Source organism: Alteromonas sp. (assembly GCF_984505615.1).
The window spans coordinates 67,924-86,479 of sequence record NZ_CFHOXV010000011.1; the positions used below are offsets into that span (position 1 = coordinate 67,924).

Annotated in this window: 12 protein-coding genes; 4 read left to right on the plus strand and 8 right to left on the minus strand. The window is 49.7% G+C overall.

Annotated features, from left to right (window positions below; genetic code table 11):
- Positions 1-19: 19 nt before the first annotated feature.
- Positions 20-634 (plus strand): urease accessory protein UreG, encoded by a 615-nt coding sequence (ureG, locus tag AC4PME_RS09015; protein WP_491045902.1) that lies wholly within the window; start codon positions 20-22, stop codon positions 632-634.
- A gap of 12 nt (positions 635-646) precedes the next feature.
- Positions 647-829, plus strand: coding sequence for a hypothetical protein (locus AC4PME_RS09020; protein WP_491045901.1), 183 nt, complete (start codon positions 647-649; stop codon positions 827-829).
- Between the two features lie 74 nt (positions 830-903).
- Here AC4PME_RS09020 and AC4PME_RS09025 read toward each other — a convergent pair whose 3' ends face one another.
- On the minus strand, positions 904-2,022 hold the full coding sequence (locus AC4PME_RS09025) for a hypothetical protein (RefSeq protein ID WP_491045900.1): 1,119 nt from the start codon (positions 2,020-2,022) through the stop codon (positions 904-906).
- A 266-nt stretch (positions 2,023-2,288) separates the two neighbouring features.
- Here AC4PME_RS09025 and AC4PME_RS09030 point away from each other — a divergent pair, with 266 nt between their 5' ends.
- Positions 2,289-3,179, plus strand: a complete 891-nt coding sequence (locus tag AC4PME_RS09030) for a response regulator (RefSeq protein ID WP_491045899.1) — start codon at positions 2,289-2,291, stop codon at positions 3,177-3,179.
- 251 nt (positions 3,180-3,430) lie between these two features.
- Here AC4PME_RS09030 and AC4PME_RS09035 read toward each other — a convergent pair whose 3' ends face one another.
- The 5 genes from AC4PME_RS09035 to AC4PME_RS09055 all read right to left on the minus strand — a co-directional run bounded on the left by AC4PME_RS09035 (position 3,431) and on the right by AC4PME_RS09055 (position 11,535).
- On the minus strand, positions 3,431-4,993 hold the full coding sequence (locus AC4PME_RS09035) for a tryptophan halogenase family protein (protein WP_491045898.1): 1,563 nt from the start codon (positions 4,991-4,993) through the stop codon (positions 3,431-3,433).
- An 18-nt stretch (positions 4,994-5,011) separates the two neighbouring features.
- Positions 5,012-6,508 carry a tryptophan halogenase family protein gene (locus AC4PME_RS09040; RefSeq protein WP_491045897.1) on the minus strand — a complete coding sequence of 499 codons (1,497 nt, stop codon included), beginning with the start codon at positions 6,506-6,508 and terminating at the stop codon, positions 5,012-5,014.
- 9 nt (positions 6,509-6,517) lie between these two features.
- Positions 6,518-7,552: a cupin-like domain-containing protein gene (locus tag AC4PME_RS09045; RefSeq protein WP_490709993.1), complete on the minus strand. Its 1,035-nt coding sequence runs from the start codon at positions 7,550-7,552 to the stop codon at positions 6,518-6,520.
- A 75-nt stretch (positions 7,553-7,627) separates the two neighbouring features.
- Positions 7,628-8,347: a SapC family protein gene (locus AC4PME_RS09050; RefSeq protein WP_490709992.1), complete on the minus strand. Its 720-nt coding sequence runs from the start codon at positions 8,345-8,347 to the stop codon at positions 7,628-7,630.
- Positions 8,348-8,520: 173 nt separating this feature from the next.
- The gene (locus AC4PME_RS09055; protein ID WP_491045896.1) at positions 8,521-11,535 is read right to left on the minus strand and encodes a TonB-dependent receptor; all 3,015 of its coding nucleotides are present in this window, start codon (positions 11,533-11,535) and stop codon (positions 8,521-8,523) included.
- Positions 11,536-12,406: 871 nt separating this feature from the next.
- On the opposite strand from AC4PME_RS09055, the gene AC4PME_RS09060 reads away from it, so the two are divergent.
- Positions 12,407-13,567, plus strand: a complete 1,161-nt coding sequence (locus AC4PME_RS09060; RefSeq protein ID WP_491045895.1) for an ROK family transcriptional regulator — start codon at positions 12,407-12,409, stop codon at positions 13,565-13,567.
- 22 nt (positions 13,568-13,589) lie between these two features.
- Here the strand turns inward: AC4PME_RS09060 and AC4PME_RS09065 are convergent, their stop codons facing one another.
- Entirely contained in the window at positions 13,590-17,282 is a 3,693-nt protein-coding gene (locus tag AC4PME_RS09065) for an AAA family ATPase (protein ID WP_491045894.1), read from the minus strand.
- Positions 17,279-18,502 (minus strand): exonuclease subunit SbcD, encoded by a 1,224-nt coding sequence (gene sbcD / locus AC4PME_RS09070; protein WP_491045893.1) that lies wholly within the window; start codon positions 18,500-18,502, stop codon positions 17,279-17,281. The genes AC4PME_RS09065 and sbcD overlap by 4 nt, the downstream gene beginning before the upstream one ends.
- Positions 18,503-18,556: the final 54 nt, after the last annotated feature.

Below are 18,556 nucleotides of genomic sequence, written 5' to 3' on the forward strand. Positions count from 1 at the left end.
GATCTTAAGGATTTTATCTATGAAAAAACAAACTCTTAGAGTTGGGGTTGGTGGGCCGGTAGGCTCGGGCAAAACCGCTTTACTGAGAGCCCTGTGCCTGGCCATGCGCGACAAATACAATATGGCAGTAGTGACCAACGATATTTATACCCATGAAGACGCGCAATTTTTAACCCGTCACGGTGCCCTTAATGAAGACCGGATTCTCGGTGTAGAAACAGGCGGGTGCCCCCATACGGCTATTCGCGAAGATGCATCCATGAACCTTGCTGCCATTGATGAACTGCAATCCCGCCATGCCGAGCTGGATTTTGTGCTGGTAGAAAGTGGCGGAGATAATCTCAGCGCCACGTTTAGCCCTGAATTATCAGACTTAACCCTCTATGTTATAGACGTCTCTGCTGGCGATAAAATTCCCCGTAAAGGCGGCCCCGGAATTACTAAATCAGATTTACTGATCATTAATAAAATCGACATAGCTGATATGGTGGGGGCATCGCTTGAGGTCATGGAGCGGGATTCGCGCAAGATGCGCGGTGACAAGCCCTTTGTTTTTTCCAATTTAAAAGCCGGTCAAGGTCTCGATGAAATTATTCGTTTTATTGAGGTTGAAGGCATGTTAGTTAAACCCTGATAAGGAGTTCCTATGAAGTATTTGCTTACCCTGATTTCACTAATTTTTTCAACATCTTCGATGGCTCATGATGATCATTTGCTGACGGAAAACGCACATGCATTTTATCATGTGATTTTTTATGGTTTGTTAGCGCTATTAGCTGCCAGGCTGGCATGGTGGGGCTACAAAGAACTGTGTAACCACAAGAAATAACCTCTCCCTGTATAACTCTGTCACCCATATTACCCAACCAGTTAGCGCGCAGGATGGGTGACAGAACATAGCGGTTAAAACTGTAGCTGCATACTCAGCGTTAAGCTACCAGCGCTGGCTTGCTGAGAGATCTCATGATTGGCATAACCAACGCCAAGCTGTGCATTATAAGCATCAATAATATAGTTAACGCCAACATCCGTTCGTTTGGTGGTAATATCATTGTCTGCGGCAAAACGCTGGTAGCGTAAGTAAGGTTGCAATCGGCCCCACCCCACAGGCTCAACGAAGATATAGCCCAGTGCCGCTGAGTACGCCTGCCCTTGTTCACTCAGAAAAACATCACCGGTATCATAGTCAAAGTAAGCAGCTTCAAATGATGCTGTCCCCCCTGACAGCAGGGTTTCGATCAGCAAGTCAATCGTAAACTGGGCATAGTCCCCCACCGCGACTGCCGAGGCCGCGCCGTCTTTTTTATGCCGGTAAGCCATCCCAAGGGTAAAAATATCCTTACTGCCAAGGTAATTGCCAGTACCATAGTAACCGGGCTCAGTGTCCCAAAAACTATACTGTACACGTGAAGCGTACATCAACGATTCTTGCTGCTGTGGATTATCCGTTACGACGTCAACATTGCTAAAGTGAAATATCTTATTGGCTTCAAATGCACCAAACGAATAGACCAGACGCTGTTCAAGTACATTGCCAACCAGCGCAATACCGTCGTCGCGTCCGATAGTTCCGCCATTCCACCCGTAACGGGCAGCAATGTTTTGCCAGTAGTCGCCTCCCAGCGAGTAATATGGCCCTGCCAGATTGGCTCTGCTCCCCGGCGAGAGAAAACGCCCGGCCCAAATCTCCAGGTTGGAGCCCAGCGTAAAGATACCCGCAGCATCAATGACCTGTACGGTATCGTTGGCGCCGGATTTTTCGCTGGTAAGGATACCACGAATCCGCTTATTGACCGCCCCGGCAACATACAAGCGAGCACTGTCCAGCGCCGCATCGTAGCTTCGGTCGCCATCATTTGCCGCATATTCCAACGAACGCAATGCGCCGCGAAGTCCAAACTCCACACTAAGGTACTGCTCGTCACCAAATTCAATTTTTGCTGCCGCATTCGCATCCTGACAGGGCACTGCAGTCATCATCCCGGCCATCAACAAACTGACACGATAGTTTGCCTGTTTCATATTACCTCCATTAAGTTCATTTAAACACTTGATCCACTGTGTCCTGAACAATGGGTTATTAAGCGTCGATAGTAGCGAGCAGGATGACACCGGAATATACGTCAAATTGCGTATCATGGGGGGGCAATATGGTTTGCCAGCGAAAACGCGCAGTGTGCAAAAACAGTGATTTACAGCACTATCCTGTGTCGATCTATCTGGCAGAACGGTGTAGTATAAATTTATGCCTTTAGTGATACATAGACCACCAGCCACCACAAACAGACATGTATACGGTATTAGTAGTTGACGACTCACCTGACTCGCTCAGTTTAATCAACGACATTCTTGAAAAGGAAGGGATCAGCACACTGGTTGCATTGGAAGGCCAACAAGCCATTACGATTGCCGAGCAAATCAAACCTGACATCATCTTGCTAGACGCCATAATGCCCAAACTCGATGGCTTTGAAACCTGTATCAGGCTAAAACAAAACCGTCAGCTACAACACATTCCAGTAATATTTATGACGGGCCTGACAGATACCGAAAGCACCCTGAAAGGTCTCAATTCCGGCGGCGTGGATTACATTGTAAAACCGGTTAATCCCGATGAACTCATTGCACGCATAAAGATACATGCCGGTAACGCTCAGGTAACATCAAGCGCTCAGCATGCGCTTGACTCAGTTGGACAAAAACTATTTTCCGTAAACGAGGCCGCAGAACTGTTGTGGGCAACCCCGCAAACTCATGATTTTTTATCTGCGATTCCCCATTTCGACGAATGGTTCGCACAGCAGCTCACACCAACTGTGAGTGCCATCATCGCGCTACCTGCTCAGCAGGACAAACCCCAGCGTATTTTCTTTGACGATGGTGAATGCGAACTCACACTGGTCGCTAAACGCGCCAACGGTGACTTTACCTTTAGAATTAACAGTGTGACTGAGGATATTTCCGGCGAACAGCGCCTGCGCAGCGAGCTGGGTCTTACCATTCGTGAATCAGAAGTTCTCTACTGGCTGTCTAATGGTAAAACCAATAAAGAAATCGCCTTGATTCTCGACATCGGCGCCCGCACGGTAAATAAACATCTCGAGCAGGTTTTTGTAAAACTTGGGGTAGAGAATCGCACCACGGCGGCGGGCATTGCGATTCGAATTCTAGCTAAATAATGTATTAACTTTAGCGACTGGTTATGGCAAAAATAAAAGCTTTTAGTTGCAAAGAGTCTTTTAAACCCAGTAACCATATGAATTAAAAGGCTTATATTAAACACAAACCTTTCAAAAAGCCACGATGGCAGCCAGGTTCTGGTTATCCAGAACGGGATGGCGGAGCCACTGACGGTAAAAGTTTCCCCGGGCGAAAATTTATGACCATAACCGTACCGGCGGATTCATTTAACTCCATGTTGTCGACAGCGCTATGCTGTAGCCCTGCAGTCCTTTTTAACTGCGCCTGCCAGCCGTGACAAAAACTCGCGGTTGGTAGGTAAGCCATTCAGCAATTGCTCTGTAGAGCGTCGCACATCATTTAAAGCCTTATCCGCCACCCGCATTTCATGTTGCGACAGGCCTGTACACGCCTCACCAAATGTAGATTGCATGCCCATTAGTACGTATTGCTTACTGGCTGAGGAAAACAGCTCCAGACGGCGATCGCTCTCGTAAAGCCAGGGCGGCTGGGTTTGCCACAATGCCAGGGAGTCTTTCAGGCTTTGCGGCACTGAGGCTGCATCGCGGTGAGCACGCCAGTATTCACTGTCATCCCGGGACGACAACACATAATGCAGCTTGATGAAGTCGATGATCTCTTCCCACCGGCTGTGGGTGATTTCATTATACCGTTTAGCCAGTACCGTCATGGCATTGCGGCAACGGGGAAACTGGTGACTTATCCATTCAACGGATTTTTCCACCAGCACCAGCGCCGTTGCTTCAAGAGGCTCCACGAATCCGGCTGACACGCCAATGGCTACACAGTTGCGGTGCCAGAACACCGAACGGTGACCGGGTTCAAAAGTGATTAACCGGGGCTCTGCTTTTGACGCATCCAGATGCGGGTCATTTTTCACATACTGCATCAGTGCATCCTGAGCCTGGTCTGCTGAGCAGTACTGGCGGGAAAATACATGGCCAATACCCCGGCGGCCGGATAAGGCAATATCCCAAATCCAACCGTGCTTTTGTGCCGTTGCTACGGTTGCAGAAGCTACCGGCGTATTTTCATCACGATAAGGCACCTGAAGTGCCAGCGCAGCATCATTGAACAACTGATCACGCCTGCACACCATAGGAACGTTATAAAACCCGTTCAGCAATAATGCTTTAAAACCACTGCAATCGATAAACAAATCACCTTCAATGACACGGCCATCCGACAATGTTACTGAAGCAATATCACCGTCCGGCGCACCATTAACCTGTTCTACATGACCGGTGGTATGCACCACACCCAGTTTCTGCGTGCAGTGCAAACGCAGCATTTCAGTGAATTTACCGGCGTTGAGGTGATAACCGTAATTCAGAGCAAAGGCAAATTCCGGCGTTGCCAGCGTCTTCGGTGCTAGTGACTGCTCACACACAGCCCCCTGGGCACAGACTAATGTTTCAAAATCAGAACCGGGACGATTTTTAAGAAAATATTGCGACAGATTCACCGCGCCGTAGCCAGCCGGCGCAGTGAACGGATGATAGTAATGCTCTCCGTTTCCATATTGCCAGCCCACAAACTTAGAAGCCTGTTTAAACCCGGCATTGCAGAACTGCATGAAGTCTTTTTCAGATATGCCAATCTGGCGGAGAGTATCCCGCATGGTAGGCCAGGTGCCCTCGCCTACCATGAGGTTTTTAACGTTGGGAGATTCAACCAGTTCAATGCGAACCGGATGTGTGCATCCGGATTTTTCGCCATTTTTCGCGGCCAGGATGCCTGCTGTCAGCCATCCGGCGGCACCACCACCTACAATTACAACACGGTTCGTCATTTTCCAGTCTCCTGAAAATTAACCCACCTTCCCTGCCGGGCAATATTTCTCTATGAATTGTGCGTGTGGCGGCAATTGCGCCAACTGGTTATCAATTTGATTCTTTAACGCTGTTAACTGTTGTTTCAGTCCTTCAGGCGGGAGCAATTTACCGGCCTGATGATAGCTTCCGGGCATCAGTCCCTGCCCCATCATTACCTGTACCCATGAGTCCACTCTGAACAGCGATACATCGTCAGGCCACACATAACCATTTTCACGAAAAATCGACAGTCTGTGTTTCAGCGAACCCGGCACATCCATTGTCCTGTAATGGTTCCAGAACGGACTGTCATCACGTGTAGTCTGATGATAATGAAGGATAATAAAGTCCCGGATAGTTTCAAGTTCAACCGCCGTTTCCTGGTTAAACCTTTCGGCTAATATTCCAAAATTATCCGAAAACGGAAATAACTTCATAAGACGGATAAGTGCCGTGGTGACCAGGTGAATACTGGTTGATTCAAGCGGCTCCAGAAAGCCGCCGGATAAACCGATGGCGACACAATTCTTATGCCACGACTTTACCCGCCTTCCGGTTTTAAACTTCAGTTTCCGTGGTTGAGTCAGGGGCTTGCCGTCAAGGTTTGCCAGCAGTGTCTTTTCGGCCTCTTCATCGCTGAGAAAACGACTGGAATAGACAATACCGTTACCGGTGCGGGTTTGCAGCGGTATACGCCACTGCCAGCCGGCATCGTGAGCAATAGCACGGGTGTAAGGTAAAGGTGGTTCAACGGACTCAGTTTGCACAGCAATGGCGCTGTCGGCTGCGAGATAATGACTCCAGTCTTCGTACTCAACACCCAGGTGTTCACCAATAAGCAGTCCGCGAAAGCCAGTGCAGTCAATAAACACATCACCTGCTATGACCTGGCCCGTCTCCAGCTTTAATGCCGTAATGTTGCCACTGTCACTGTGAAGATCCACTGCAGCAATTTTGCCTTCAATGCGTTTTACACCGGCGGCTTCACTCTTTTTACGCAGCCAGGAGGCATAGGCCGTGGCATCCAGATGAAAGGCATAATTCAGTGGTTTCTTACCCGCCGCAAGGGCAAACTTACCTTCTCTGGCGGCTTTCAGCTCAAGACAGAAGTCGTCCAGTCCGGCACTGTAGCCACTTTCTTTTGCCGCCATCCAGAAAGCGTGAAACTCTGCCATCCAGGCGCGCTGACCAATTTCGCCAAAGGAATGCAGATAGTTTTCATCTTTACACCCCCAATTTTCAAACTGAATGCCCAGTTTGAATGTGGCCTGGGTGGCAGACATAAATTCCTGTTCGTTTATGCCCATCAACTGATGGAAACTGCGCATGGTAGGAATAGTGGCTTCGCCCACACCCACGGTGCCAATCTGGTCGGATTCAACCAGCGTAATGTCGAGTAAATTTCCCAGCCTGGTAGCCAAACTGAATGCACTCAGCCAGCCGGCTGTACCACCACCGGCAATGACAACTTTTGTTTTTTTATTTTCGCTCACGCCTGCTCCTTACCGGTTCAGGTTACTGATTAACATGGAACGCAAACGCCTGGCGTTAATGTCGTCCATTTCCCCCAGCGCACCGCGGCACTCCGGCGGAAGATGTTCACGAACACGCTGCGCATCACCAAACACGTAATAATCAAACAACGCCTTCCACGCTTGTTTTTCCTGTTCTGGTTTTTCCCGCAAACTCATCATGCCGTGTAACAGCACATCCATGGGATTGCCTTTATGACGCTCTGTGGTCATCCACCAGAAATTAACCATTACGTTAAAACGGTCGTATGCCGTAACTTCATGCCACCACATACTGGGATAATAAAGGCCGTCACCGGGTTCCAGGTCAGCAATCCACGCATTGTCCATTGCCTCTTTAAGGCGGGGGAACTTATCAAAGTCAGGGTCAGCGAGATTCGCCAGCGTAACAACCTGACCGCCCGGCGTAGGATGCAGCGGCCCGGGATAAAGGTTCTCCACCTGTTCCGGCGGAAACAGCATGAACCGTCGTTTGCCCACAACACAACAGGCCAGATTTTTAGGTTGATCAAAATGCGCAGCAGCTACAGATTCTGTTCCCAGCCAGATTTTAGCGACTACCGGGTTTTGCTTAAATTCAGGATGGGTAAACGCCAGAGAATGACTGTCTGCAAGTGCAGGGAATCCTTCTTTCAGCACCAGAGAGTTGACGTACAGGTATTCATGCTCCTGTTCACTGAGCTCATTACGGATTGTGTTAAACACATCGGGGATCGTTGACCGTTCTGCAGAGAAATTAAATCCGGTACAGGTATCGTTGTATCCGAAGCGGGACTGAATTTCTGATGGTGCGCGATACACCAGCATGGGTTTATTGCTGTAGTTATCTTCCAGCATCTGCATGGTTTCAAGGGGGGATGTCCGCCCTGCTTTAACCATTGGCCAGTCGTTTACCAGCCCCTTAAGAATAACCGGCTGGTTAAGAGCGAAGAGATCATCAAACGGGATGGCATCTGGTGTGATGCCTTCCCACACTGTTACTGTTTGTCGGGAAGGTGTAACCATGGTTTTTGTCCGTTAATAAAAAGCGGCTTAAATGTCAGTACCTGCCGGCACTGACAATCCGGACCAGCACTGTACCTAAATCAGCGCAGATTTTGCGTTCTTCAAATCAATTAAACGCTGAAAATTACCCAGTGAAGATAAAATAAAGTAAAGCGGACCAAGCATACCGTACTGACTTAACTTTGCCAGACTGTCACCGTCAAGCTGAGAAAGCTTTTCCTGATTGACAGAATAGTAGTTGGAGAAATTCACCTGCTCAACATTGCTGAGCTTAATCTCAATGTTCACCGGCTCCAGAAGGTCCATCTCTTCCACCAGAGTAAACAGAGTTTTGTTGTATTGGGCACCGGCTTCAATGGTCTGCAATGCCTTTTTTACATAATTCAGATAACCGGATTCGCCACCCATTGGCAGGAAGACCGCTTCACCTTCATCGCCAACACGGGGATCGTCCATATCAATACAAATAAACGGTTCCGGTGCAGCATCATCAGATTCGCGATAGGCAATACTGAATGGTCCGCGCCCCAGCACGGCAGGAATATAACGGGTTGTCCATCCGTCTTCACTCAGGAACAGGTTTTCGTCCTTGCTTAGCCCCAGAATACTGTGGATCTGCAACTCGCCACTGTCGGCATCTTTATAAAATACCAGCGGAAACTCTTTGTGCAGCTCACTGATTTCAGATGCGAATACACGGGTACGGTTTACCTGATGGCCGGAAAAAGCCCCCGGACGGGTATTAACTTTCAGATCTTTATGATCGACGTTATTCAGAACAGCTGGTTTAGACATAGATTGGTCCCCGTTACTGCGGGTTGAGCGAAAGGTATACGCAGGATGTTATCGCGCTACCCCGTCAGGCGCAATGTCATGTTTGTAAGGATTAAGGCCGGCATGCGAGGGCACACCGGCCTGAGAATCAAAGGTCACAATCCGGGAGGATTGTGACCGGATGCTGACAGCTATCAGAAGCTGTAGCGGGCACTCAGTACAATACGTCTGTCCAGTTCCTGGATGAAGAACGTGTTGTTGTAGCTACGGCCGTATTGACGTGAACCTTCTTCGAACAGGTTGATTACGTCCATGCTTACTGTCAGGTCTTCGCTGAAGTCGTAACTTACGTTAACGTCTACCTGCTTGTACTCATCGATGAACAATGGGTTACGAACAGAAGATACGCCACGGTTTACTTCCGCCAGGAAGGAATCACGCCAGTTGTAAGCAACACGGGTAGACAGGCCGTCTTTTTCGTAAATCAGTACTAAGTTAGCTGAGTCACTTAAGCCTTCCAGTGCGAACTGGTCGATTGCCGGATCTGCACCTACATCGTAACCGATATCACCGTCAACGATGGTGAAGTTAGCCTGGTAACCGAAACCGCTGTCACCGAAGAAGTGCTGCCATGCAAACTCGTAACCGGAGATACGTGCACTCTGGTTGTTTACAGGCTGAGTAACTTCGAAGGCCATTTCAGGGTCGCCTGCCATTGGCTCAACGTTGTTGTTAGCGAATACGTCATCAGCAAATGCCTGACCTTCTTCGAACTCATCAGCGCCACCAGGGAACACGTCAGGGTTTGCAAGCAATGCAGACATGGTGAAGAAGTTACGTTCTGTTACTTCGATACCACGTGCTTCAAGCTCTGCAATAGCTTCACCTGAAACAGTACCGGCAGCACCTGAAGTCGCATCAAGCAGACCGAACAGAGTTTGAGAAACCTGCTGTGTACCAACGAAGTTGTCTACGTCTTTACGGTAGTAACCTACTGACACCATGCTTGAATCACCATAGTAGTATTCAAGTGACAGGTCGAAGTTGTTGGACTCCAGTGGATCCAGCGCAGCGTTGCCGCGGCTACCTGATGCCACACCGCCTAAGTAAGTAGGACGACCAGGCGCACCAATGCTGGTAGCAGTGTACATCTGGTTATACGCAGGGCGTGCCAGCGTCATGCTGTAAGATGCACGGGCTTTTAAATCGTCAGTCAGGTTAACCGAGAAGTCGATGTTAGGCAGGAACGCTTCATAAGAGTGATCCTGAGACAGCGCTTCAGTCTGATCGCCGTAGCTGATAGTGAAGTCGTTATCTGACAACCAGATGATTTGCTCTGGTACAGATTGCAGAGAGATAGACTCAACGTCTGTCTTCTCATAACGGGCACCAACCACTAAATTAGCTTCGAAACCACCGATTTCGCCGTCCATTGTCGCCATCGCGTACAGAGACAGGATATCTTCTTTAACGGTGTTGTTCTGAGCACCAACAGAAGGCAGATCACCCGGGGTGAAGCCGTAAGCCGGCGCAACAGCGTTCAGCAGGTCTACTGCGTTACCGCGGAAAGATACGCTACCCAGAGGGATTGTGGTAGAACCTGCAGGTTGAGCAATTGAATCCGCACCGGCAACACCGCTCATGTTGTGATCTTCAAACGCACATGCGGTACAAGTCACTTCCAGCAGACCTTCAGGAATATTACCTACATCAGCAACACCCCAGCCACCCAGCTGCGCTTCAGTTTCATAACGAAGCTGATTCATTTCAGTCGCCATGTAGCCGATACCGAAATCAACTTTTACGTCAGAACCTTCGTCCCAGGTACCGTCGAAACGGAACTGTTTAACGTCAGATTCCTGATCAGAAGAAATGGCACGGGTAACCTGAGGACCAACATCGGCCAGGTCGAAGACACCGTTGTTGTTACCTTTAACAGAGTCATCAACAACGATGCTTGCCTGAGGCATATCCAGACCGAAGTCCATGGTTTGCCAGCCGGCAGTTGCACCTGCAACGTTGAAACGGATTACGTTTTTACCGTAAGGACCGTTACCGCCAGATTTTGCATTCGCCATGTTAGCGTCGAAACGCAGGTTCAGTGAATCGCTTGCCCACCAGTCTGCATTGAAACCGAAAGATGTCAGTTCATCTTTAGCGGCCATCACCAGGTTCTGGAAGAAGAAGTCTTTACCGCCGTCGATGTCTTCAGTGAAACGGATAGGCGTAGCAACAACAGGGTTACCATCGAATTCCATATCAGTGAACTGACGGGCAAACCAAACACCGTCTACGATAGAGGTTGAGTTGATTTCGTTGCTGGCATAAGTTGCGTCAGCAGTTAATGTCAGCGTTTCTGAAGGTGCGAACTGTAAAGTAACCATACCGTTCAGACGTTCACGGTTATCTTCGTTCAAACCTAAACCTAAGTTAGAAGGCATGGCAACCAACTGACCTTCTTCAGGTGCGTTAGTCACGTTAGCGCCGTCTACCAGACCGAAAGTACCCGGAGACGTTGAATCCCAGTTGTACAGCTGGTAGTTCTCAACACTCATGTGGCGGCTACCGGAGTCACGCTCCTGGTAAGAACCGAACACAGCTACACCAAATGTGTTGTCATCATTTGACCAGTTAGCAACACCACTTAATTCTGGTGTTACACCGTCACCGCTGTAGTCTTTCATGGCTTTCGCGCCGATAGAGGCACGGTTTTCACCTTGAGACAGTGGCTTTAACGTATTGATATTGATTGTTGCACCGATACCACCTGATGGTACGGCTGCACGGCCAGTCTTATAAACTTCAATGCCACTTACACCTTCAGATGCCAGGTTAGAGAAGTCAAAAGAACGGGTTGTACCGGAAGCACCCTGATCAAGCGGGTTACCGGTGATAGATGCTACGTTAGCAGCAGGCATCTGACGGCCGTTTAATGTGATCAGGTTGAAGTTACCACCGAAACCACGAACGGTAACTTCTGAACCTTCACCGTTTACACGGTTGATAGAAACACCAGTGATACGCTGCAGAGATTCTGCCAGGTTGGTGTCCGGGAATTTACCCATGTCTTCAGCAGAGATGGCGTCAACAACACCAGTAGACTGACGTTTTACGTTCATAGATTGAGACAAACTTCCGCGAACACCGCGTACTTCAATCTGTTCTACTTGTTCTGGTGCGTCCTGAGCAAATACAGGTGATGCGACCATTACGCAGAGTGCCCCTGACACTGCGCAAGATAGCTTTGTTTTATTAAACATAGTTTGGTTTCCAGTTGAGTTTTCACACGTGAATTAAAGTGCGTGTCCCTTATGAGGAGGATGACTACCGCGCATAAAACACTGGTCAATCAGTTCACTCAACCCCATCACGCACTCGCTGTGCAAACCGTTACGTTGTGATCCCATTCTCACAATGTAACGCGTTACAAGCCGCCATTTAACGTTAACGAATTGTAACGGTGTAGTTATAGCCCGCCTTGTGAAGCAATTGCAAGTATTTTGTTAGGTTGCCTAACAAAATTAACCTTTTTCTTGAAATTGAAGTATTCTTTAGTCTTAAATGAGCGGGTAAATGCAGATTTTACTATCTGTATCTGATTAGAATAAATGGCCTGTCGGGCACTTTTTATTTACAAATACAGGTTAAGAAAAGGTGACAACTGTCCGGAGTGCAAGGATTAGTCATATTAAATTTTTATGATAAGTCACTGTTTGGAAAGGCTGAAATTCGCTATGAAAAATAAAGGAAAAATATAAGCATTAGTGATAGAGAATATAACCGGAAGATGATAGAGGCTTCTGAAAAGGGAATGGTGCAAAGCAAAAAACAATAATAAAACTGACTTTGCTGTCACACAAATGTAAAGAAACCAGAAAGTTCCGTAAAGCCTGAATTATCGCAAAAAGAACAAAAAACAAACAGCGGTAAACCTTGAACTTTTTTAGTGCAGAAGACTCTTTAACAGGGATCTGGTTTTAACAATGTGTGTCACGAAAACGACTTTTTAAGTCCCTTTACCGTTAACAATTATTCAACAACAGGATAAAACAGCGCGAGCTGTTCCATAACAAAAATACTATGCCCGTACACAAGCAATCGAGTCAGCGTCTCCAACAGCAAGGCCTGGCACTGGACACAGACAGACAGTTTTTCCGCTGTCTTCGCGAAAATGGCCCCATGAGCAGAGCAGCCATCTCTCAGCTCACCGGTATTTCCCGCCCCACTATTTCAGAGGCTGCAGGACGTTTGCAGGGCCAGTCTCTGGTCAATGAAACGAAAAAGAAAACCCAGAATAAACAGGGCCGTGCGGGCATACTTTATGAGATTAATGCTAACCGGGGTGTTACCTTGTCTGTTGCCCTGGACAGTCAGCACATTCAGATGCGTCTTACCGACCTGGCTGAAAATATTGTTGCAGAAGAACAGTTTAAACTAGCCGCGCTTAACGGCCACGCCATCCCCGACTACGATGTAGAAGCCGCACACGTGCCGTCCACACGCATAGACAGCAGCGAAGCCTTTTTCCAGAAGCTGACCACCATGGCTGAAGACATGGTCGCACGAACGAAAAGCGCAGTCCTCGCCATCGGCATTTCTATTGCCGACCCGGTGAATTCTGAAACGGGCCAGGTATTGCCTCTGCACGGTGCCCCTTTCCCCCTCGCCCACGATATTAATTTTCCCTCCCTGTTTGCCAGCATGTTCCATTGCCCCATTACCATTGATAACGACGTGAACTGGGCAACCATGGCGGAACGTTCGCAGGGTAATGCTATTGGCGAGAAGAACTTCATGTTCTTTTATTTTGGCCGGGGGATCGGTGCCGGCATTTATATCAACGGGCACCTTATCCGCGGTAGTTCAGGTATTGCCGGCGAAGTGGGCTATTTTAAAGTGGACGGTTCGAAGAACCTTCAGGATTACGTGGTTGAAAACCAACTGGGTAAAGCCTTGCTGGAAAACCGTTCTTTGTACGATCATCCGGCTATGGATAAAATTATCCACGTGATTTCTAACGCGGGAATTCTGGTGAATCCGGATCTCATAGTGATTGGTGGCCCGCTTTCCCGTCACGATGCCTTTATGAAAACACTGAAAGACACGATTCCACAAAAAACACTGATGCCGACCAGGGTAATTGCCAGTGCAATGCCGGATACCGCCCCGCTTTGCGGCGCATCAGCCGGCGCCCATGAACTGGCACTGGCTTCGCTGGGGCTGATACAGCATCCGGAATAGCACAGTCTAAGACTGCATTGTGCTATCCGGCAAGAGGGGCTTCAGGGGAAAAGCGGAAGCTTTTATCCAGCTCACTGATCCCGAGGCCACTTCGCTTATTCACCCTAATCTGTGCCGGGATCCGTTCTTTCATCGCTTCGATATGGCTGATCACGCCAATCATTTTGCCGGAGGCGTTTAAGTTATCCAGCGCATCCAGTGCAATATCGAGTGTTTGGGCATCCAGCGTACCAAACCCTTCGTCCAGAAACAGTGAATCAATGCTGGTTTTATGACTGACCAGATCAGACAGCGCCAGTGCCAGCGACAAACTGACCAGAAAGCTCTCGCCACCGGATAAAGTCCGGGTGTCTCTGGTGATATCGCCCTGCCAGGTATCCACTACCAGAATAGCCAGACCGTCCGCCTGCTTTCGCTGCAACCTGTAGCGGCCATGCAGACGTTGTAACTGACGGTTCGCCAGCACAATGAGATTATCCAGCGTCAGGCCCTGGGCAAATTTACGGAATTTATCACCGGTGGCGGAACCGATGAGACCGTGCAGGGCAGATGTGATCTCAAACGCCTGTTCTTTTTCCGCTATACCTTCTGACAAACTGTGCAATTTCTCACGCTGCTCATCATCAGCCTGACATCTGGCAGCCAGTTCTCCCCGCCGGGTGAGAATGCGATCCCGTTCTTCATTGGCCTGCTGATATTTACTCTGCAACTCATCGCCGTCAGCCTGTTGCCACAGTGCAGCCTGTTCATCATTGAGCCAGCTGTTGTAATGCATACTGGCGCTTTCAAATAACGCCGAATGGCGTTGAGTTGCAGCTTCCAGGGTTTGCTTCTCACGGCTGAGCTGGTCACGTAGTCCGGGTGTGAGTAACGCATTTTGAAAATCAATATCGCTGTCAAAACCGGCCCGCTTGCGCTGCATTTGCCAGCGTTCAGATAATTCTTCCGTCTTTTGCCGGGCGGCTACCAGCGCTTCAACAGCAGCGTTTAATGAAGATGTGATGCCGGTATGGCGCTCCTTTGCGGCCGTTGCCCGCTCCTGTGCCTGCTGTGCTACCTGCTTTGCCTGCGCGATGCGCTGTTCCGCTTCCGTGATGGCTGTTTGCGACGGAGTTGTACCGGCCAGAGCATGGCGTTCGGTTTGATGCTGAGTAAGGGTTTCACATAAAGCGTTAAATGCAGTAGTCAGCTTACCGGCCTGCGCTTTTGCTGCCTGCCAGTTTTGCTGCGCATTTTCACGATACACCGCCTGCTGAGATGCCTGCTGCTCAAGGGCAGTCACCTGTTCTTTGGTATCTGCCCACTGCTGCGCTTTCTCCTCCAGCCTGTTCAGCCAGGCTTCAAAACCCGATGACGGTAACGGATGTCCGGCGTCAGCGGTTTCTTTCGCTATGGCATTGTGCAGCGCAGCGCATTGTTGTTGTGCGCTTTTAAGTGCACTTTGTGTGTCACCAGCCTGCTTCTGATATTGGGCCAACCGTTCAGCGGCGAGTGCTACCTGATTTTCACCATGACTTACCTGCCGTTGCAGCTCGTTGAGTTCTGTGGTGAGTGCAGCAAGCTTTTCCTTCTCAAGATTTGCTCTGCTTCGCTGTTCCCGCAGCGCTGCCCCCCGATTTTTTTGCTGCTGCTCATATTGAGTCAGTCCGGTTTCATCATTCAGAGCAACAGAAATACCGGCTTCCTGCGATATGGTTTCCCACTGTGCGGCAATGTCAGTTGAATCTTGAATAGCTTTTACCATCGCCTGCGTGGTTTGTTCCAGTCCGAGCCTTAATCTCTCACAACGCTCGTTTTGCCCAATGCCGCGACTTTCCGCCTCTTTGAGTTGTGCTTCCAGTTCGTGTTTGCGGGTTAAAGTAGCAGACACATCCAGTGCGACCTCCCCGGAGGCAGGATGAGACAATGAGCCGCATAGCGGACAGGCCTCACCGTCTGTCAGTTGCATCCGGTACTCTGCCAGTTGCTCCTCTTGTTTCAGCAATAACGTGACATCCTTTAAAGACTGCCTGAGGGCAACAAATTCTTCGCGCATAACGCTGCGATGCTTTACCGCTTCATCGTAGTCACTTTGCAGCCTCGCCTGTTCAGCTTTGTGCTCAGATTGTTTCCCGCATAACTCCAGGTATTGCTGTTGTAACGACATCGCCCGGTTAAGCGGCGCCCAGCGCTGTTCTATGGCCAGTAACTCCTGTTCGATCTGCTGCCCGCTTTGTTCAGCGGCCAGCGAATTAACTATCTGCTGTTGTTTTGTCACAGCAGACTGCTTGTCGTTATAAAAATTGATAGCCTCATTGCGGGCTTGTTCCGCCTGTGCAACCTGATGTGTCTGCCCGTCAACCTGCTCACGGGCCTTTACGGCTTGTTCTTCTGAAGTCGCCACACTGGCGGTGAGCCCGCCAAGCTGATTAATTTGTCCGCGCCAGCCTGACAGCTTCGTCAGCAAAACACTGTCGGCCCGATGTGCGTCCAGGTAGTTTTTATGCGCAGTCAGTTGCTCATGCATGCTTACCAACGCCTGCTCATATCCTGCAATATCTGCGGCAAGTTTGTCAGTGATTGCTTTTTGCTGCTCCAGCGCGGATTCAAGTTCACGCTTTTCCTGAGTCAGCCTGGCAATATTGTTATCCAGCGGGATCACGCGGTTATGAATAAGTGCAATGCGGGCACTTCCTTCCTGCTCCGCGATTTCCAGGGCTGCGGTGCACTGGTCTTTCTCTTTAAGGCTGCTTTCTGCGTGCTGTGCACTTTGCTGTTGCTGCTCTTTCAGCAGTTCATTGCGCTGGTGCAATGTCTGCACTTCAGATTCTGCCGCACTCAGTTGCTCATATTCAGGTTTAATTTGCTCTGCCAGTTCACCCTGCCGCAGTTTTTCTGCCTCCGGTGCAAACGCAGTGAGATCATCTTTTGCTTTAGCCAGCGCGGCTTCTGCCTGCTGCTTCTGTGACAAGCGCTGCGCAAAACCGGCCTGCCAGTTCAGTCCGCTCTGCCAGTGTTCACACGCTTCGCGGGCTTCTTTCAGCGTATTGTCGGCTTGCGCCAGTGCCAAAACCTGCGATGCTCTTTCTTCTTCACTCAGCACAGAGATGTTGTTGCGGTTTCCCCGCAGCAATGCCAGTTCCTGTTCAGCTTCTTTATATTTTTCATGCACGCGGCGGGAAATCTCACCGTATATTTCGGTTCCGGTCAGTTCTTCAAGCAGTTCCGCTCTTTCGTTTTCCTGCGCATTCAGGAAGGCTGCAAAGTCCCCCTGCGACAACATCATGGATTTAGTAAAACGGGCAAAGTTTAAACCGGTGATCCGCTCTATCTCGTCCGCTTTCGGACGGATTTGTGTTGCCATTACCTTCCCGCTTTCTACTTCGGCCAGTTCCACTTCCGCCGGTTGCAGGTTTCCGCCGGCATGACCCCGTGCCCGCCGCATACTCCAGAAAGCACGGTAGGCCGTGCCCTTTACAGAAAACTCAACTTCAGCCAGACAGTCACCGGTACCACGGGTCATGATTTCATTGGATGACGCAGACAGCTGGCCGAGCCTGGGCGTCTGATGATAAAGCGCCAGACAGATTGCATCCAGTAAGGTGGTTTTGCCAGCTCCGGTAGCACCGGTGATGGCAAAGAGGCCGTTATCCGTAAACGGGGCGCCGGTGAAATCAAGCTTCCACTCACCTTTGAGCGCATTGAGGTTTTTAAGCCGCAGGGTCAATATTTTCATTGTGCTGCTTCCCCTGCATCAAGACCCGATACTACTTCACGAAACTGTGTACGCAACTCTGCTTTAACCTCTTCCTCTGTGGCCTCATCCATTAACAGCAAGCGCCGCTCAAAGACCTCTTCCGGCGACAGTTCTGACAAATCCTGTTCATATTCTGCCGTCATCGACGCCGCAGCCCTTTCATGAACCCGCCTGAGTTGCAGCACCTCTACCGGCTTATCTTCTGTCATTGCCTGGATACGCTGGTGCAAATCAGACAAATACCCCTGCGTGGTGACTTCAATACACAGCCAGGTGGTTGCTGCCGTATCAGTGAACGCTTTCAGTGACTGCTCAATGGTATCCAGATCACCACGGATAACTGCCATAGGCTGGAAAACCGGTACGGGAAGGGCTTCGATAACAGGGGTTGTGCTGCCCTCAAAACTCACCAGCACCACCTGCTTTTGCGTACCCAGCTCATCAAAACTGAGAGCAACAGGAGAGCCGCTGTAGCGGATATGCTCTGATTTAGCCACTTTCTGTGGCCGGTGAATATGTCCCAGCGCGATATAATCTGCCGGCGGAAAACCGTCGGCGGCGAAGCCTTCCAGCGTACCGATGTAGATATCCCTCACACTGGACGAGGCAGATACGCCAAGCGCAGTAAGATGGCCTGTAGCAATAACAGGGACAGGCTTGCCTGAAGCTTCGCGGCGCTCAGCCGCGACATCGTACACACTCCGGTAATGGGCTTTGATTGCATCACCCAGGTGCTGTTTCTTCTCATCTGTGGACTGACCCGCAGCACTCACCAGCACGTCTCTGGGGCGGATGAACGGGATCGCACAAACAAATGCGCCGGTTTCGCCGTTTTTATCTTTAAGTTCTACCACCTGATCCGCCGGGTCTTCCAGCACCGAGGCGATAACATGGGTATTCAGACAAGACAGCAGCCCCCGCGTCTCATTCAGCACTGACACAGAGTCATGGTTTCCGCCCAGCACAATCAGGGTACAGCGGTGAGCCTGCAAAGCCACCACAAAACGGTTATACATTTCTCTGGCATAACTGGGTGGCGTGCCGGTATCAAACACATCGCCGGCAACGATGATGGCATCGATTTGTTGCGCTTCCACAACCAGCAACAGCCAGTCGAGAAACTGCTGGTGTTCGTCTTTGCGGTTTTGGGTAAAAAAGCTCTGACCGAGATGCCAGTCTGAGGAATGGAGGATTTTCATAAGAACAACAATATAAAGTCAGAGACACGTCATGCCTTATGTTGACCACACCGG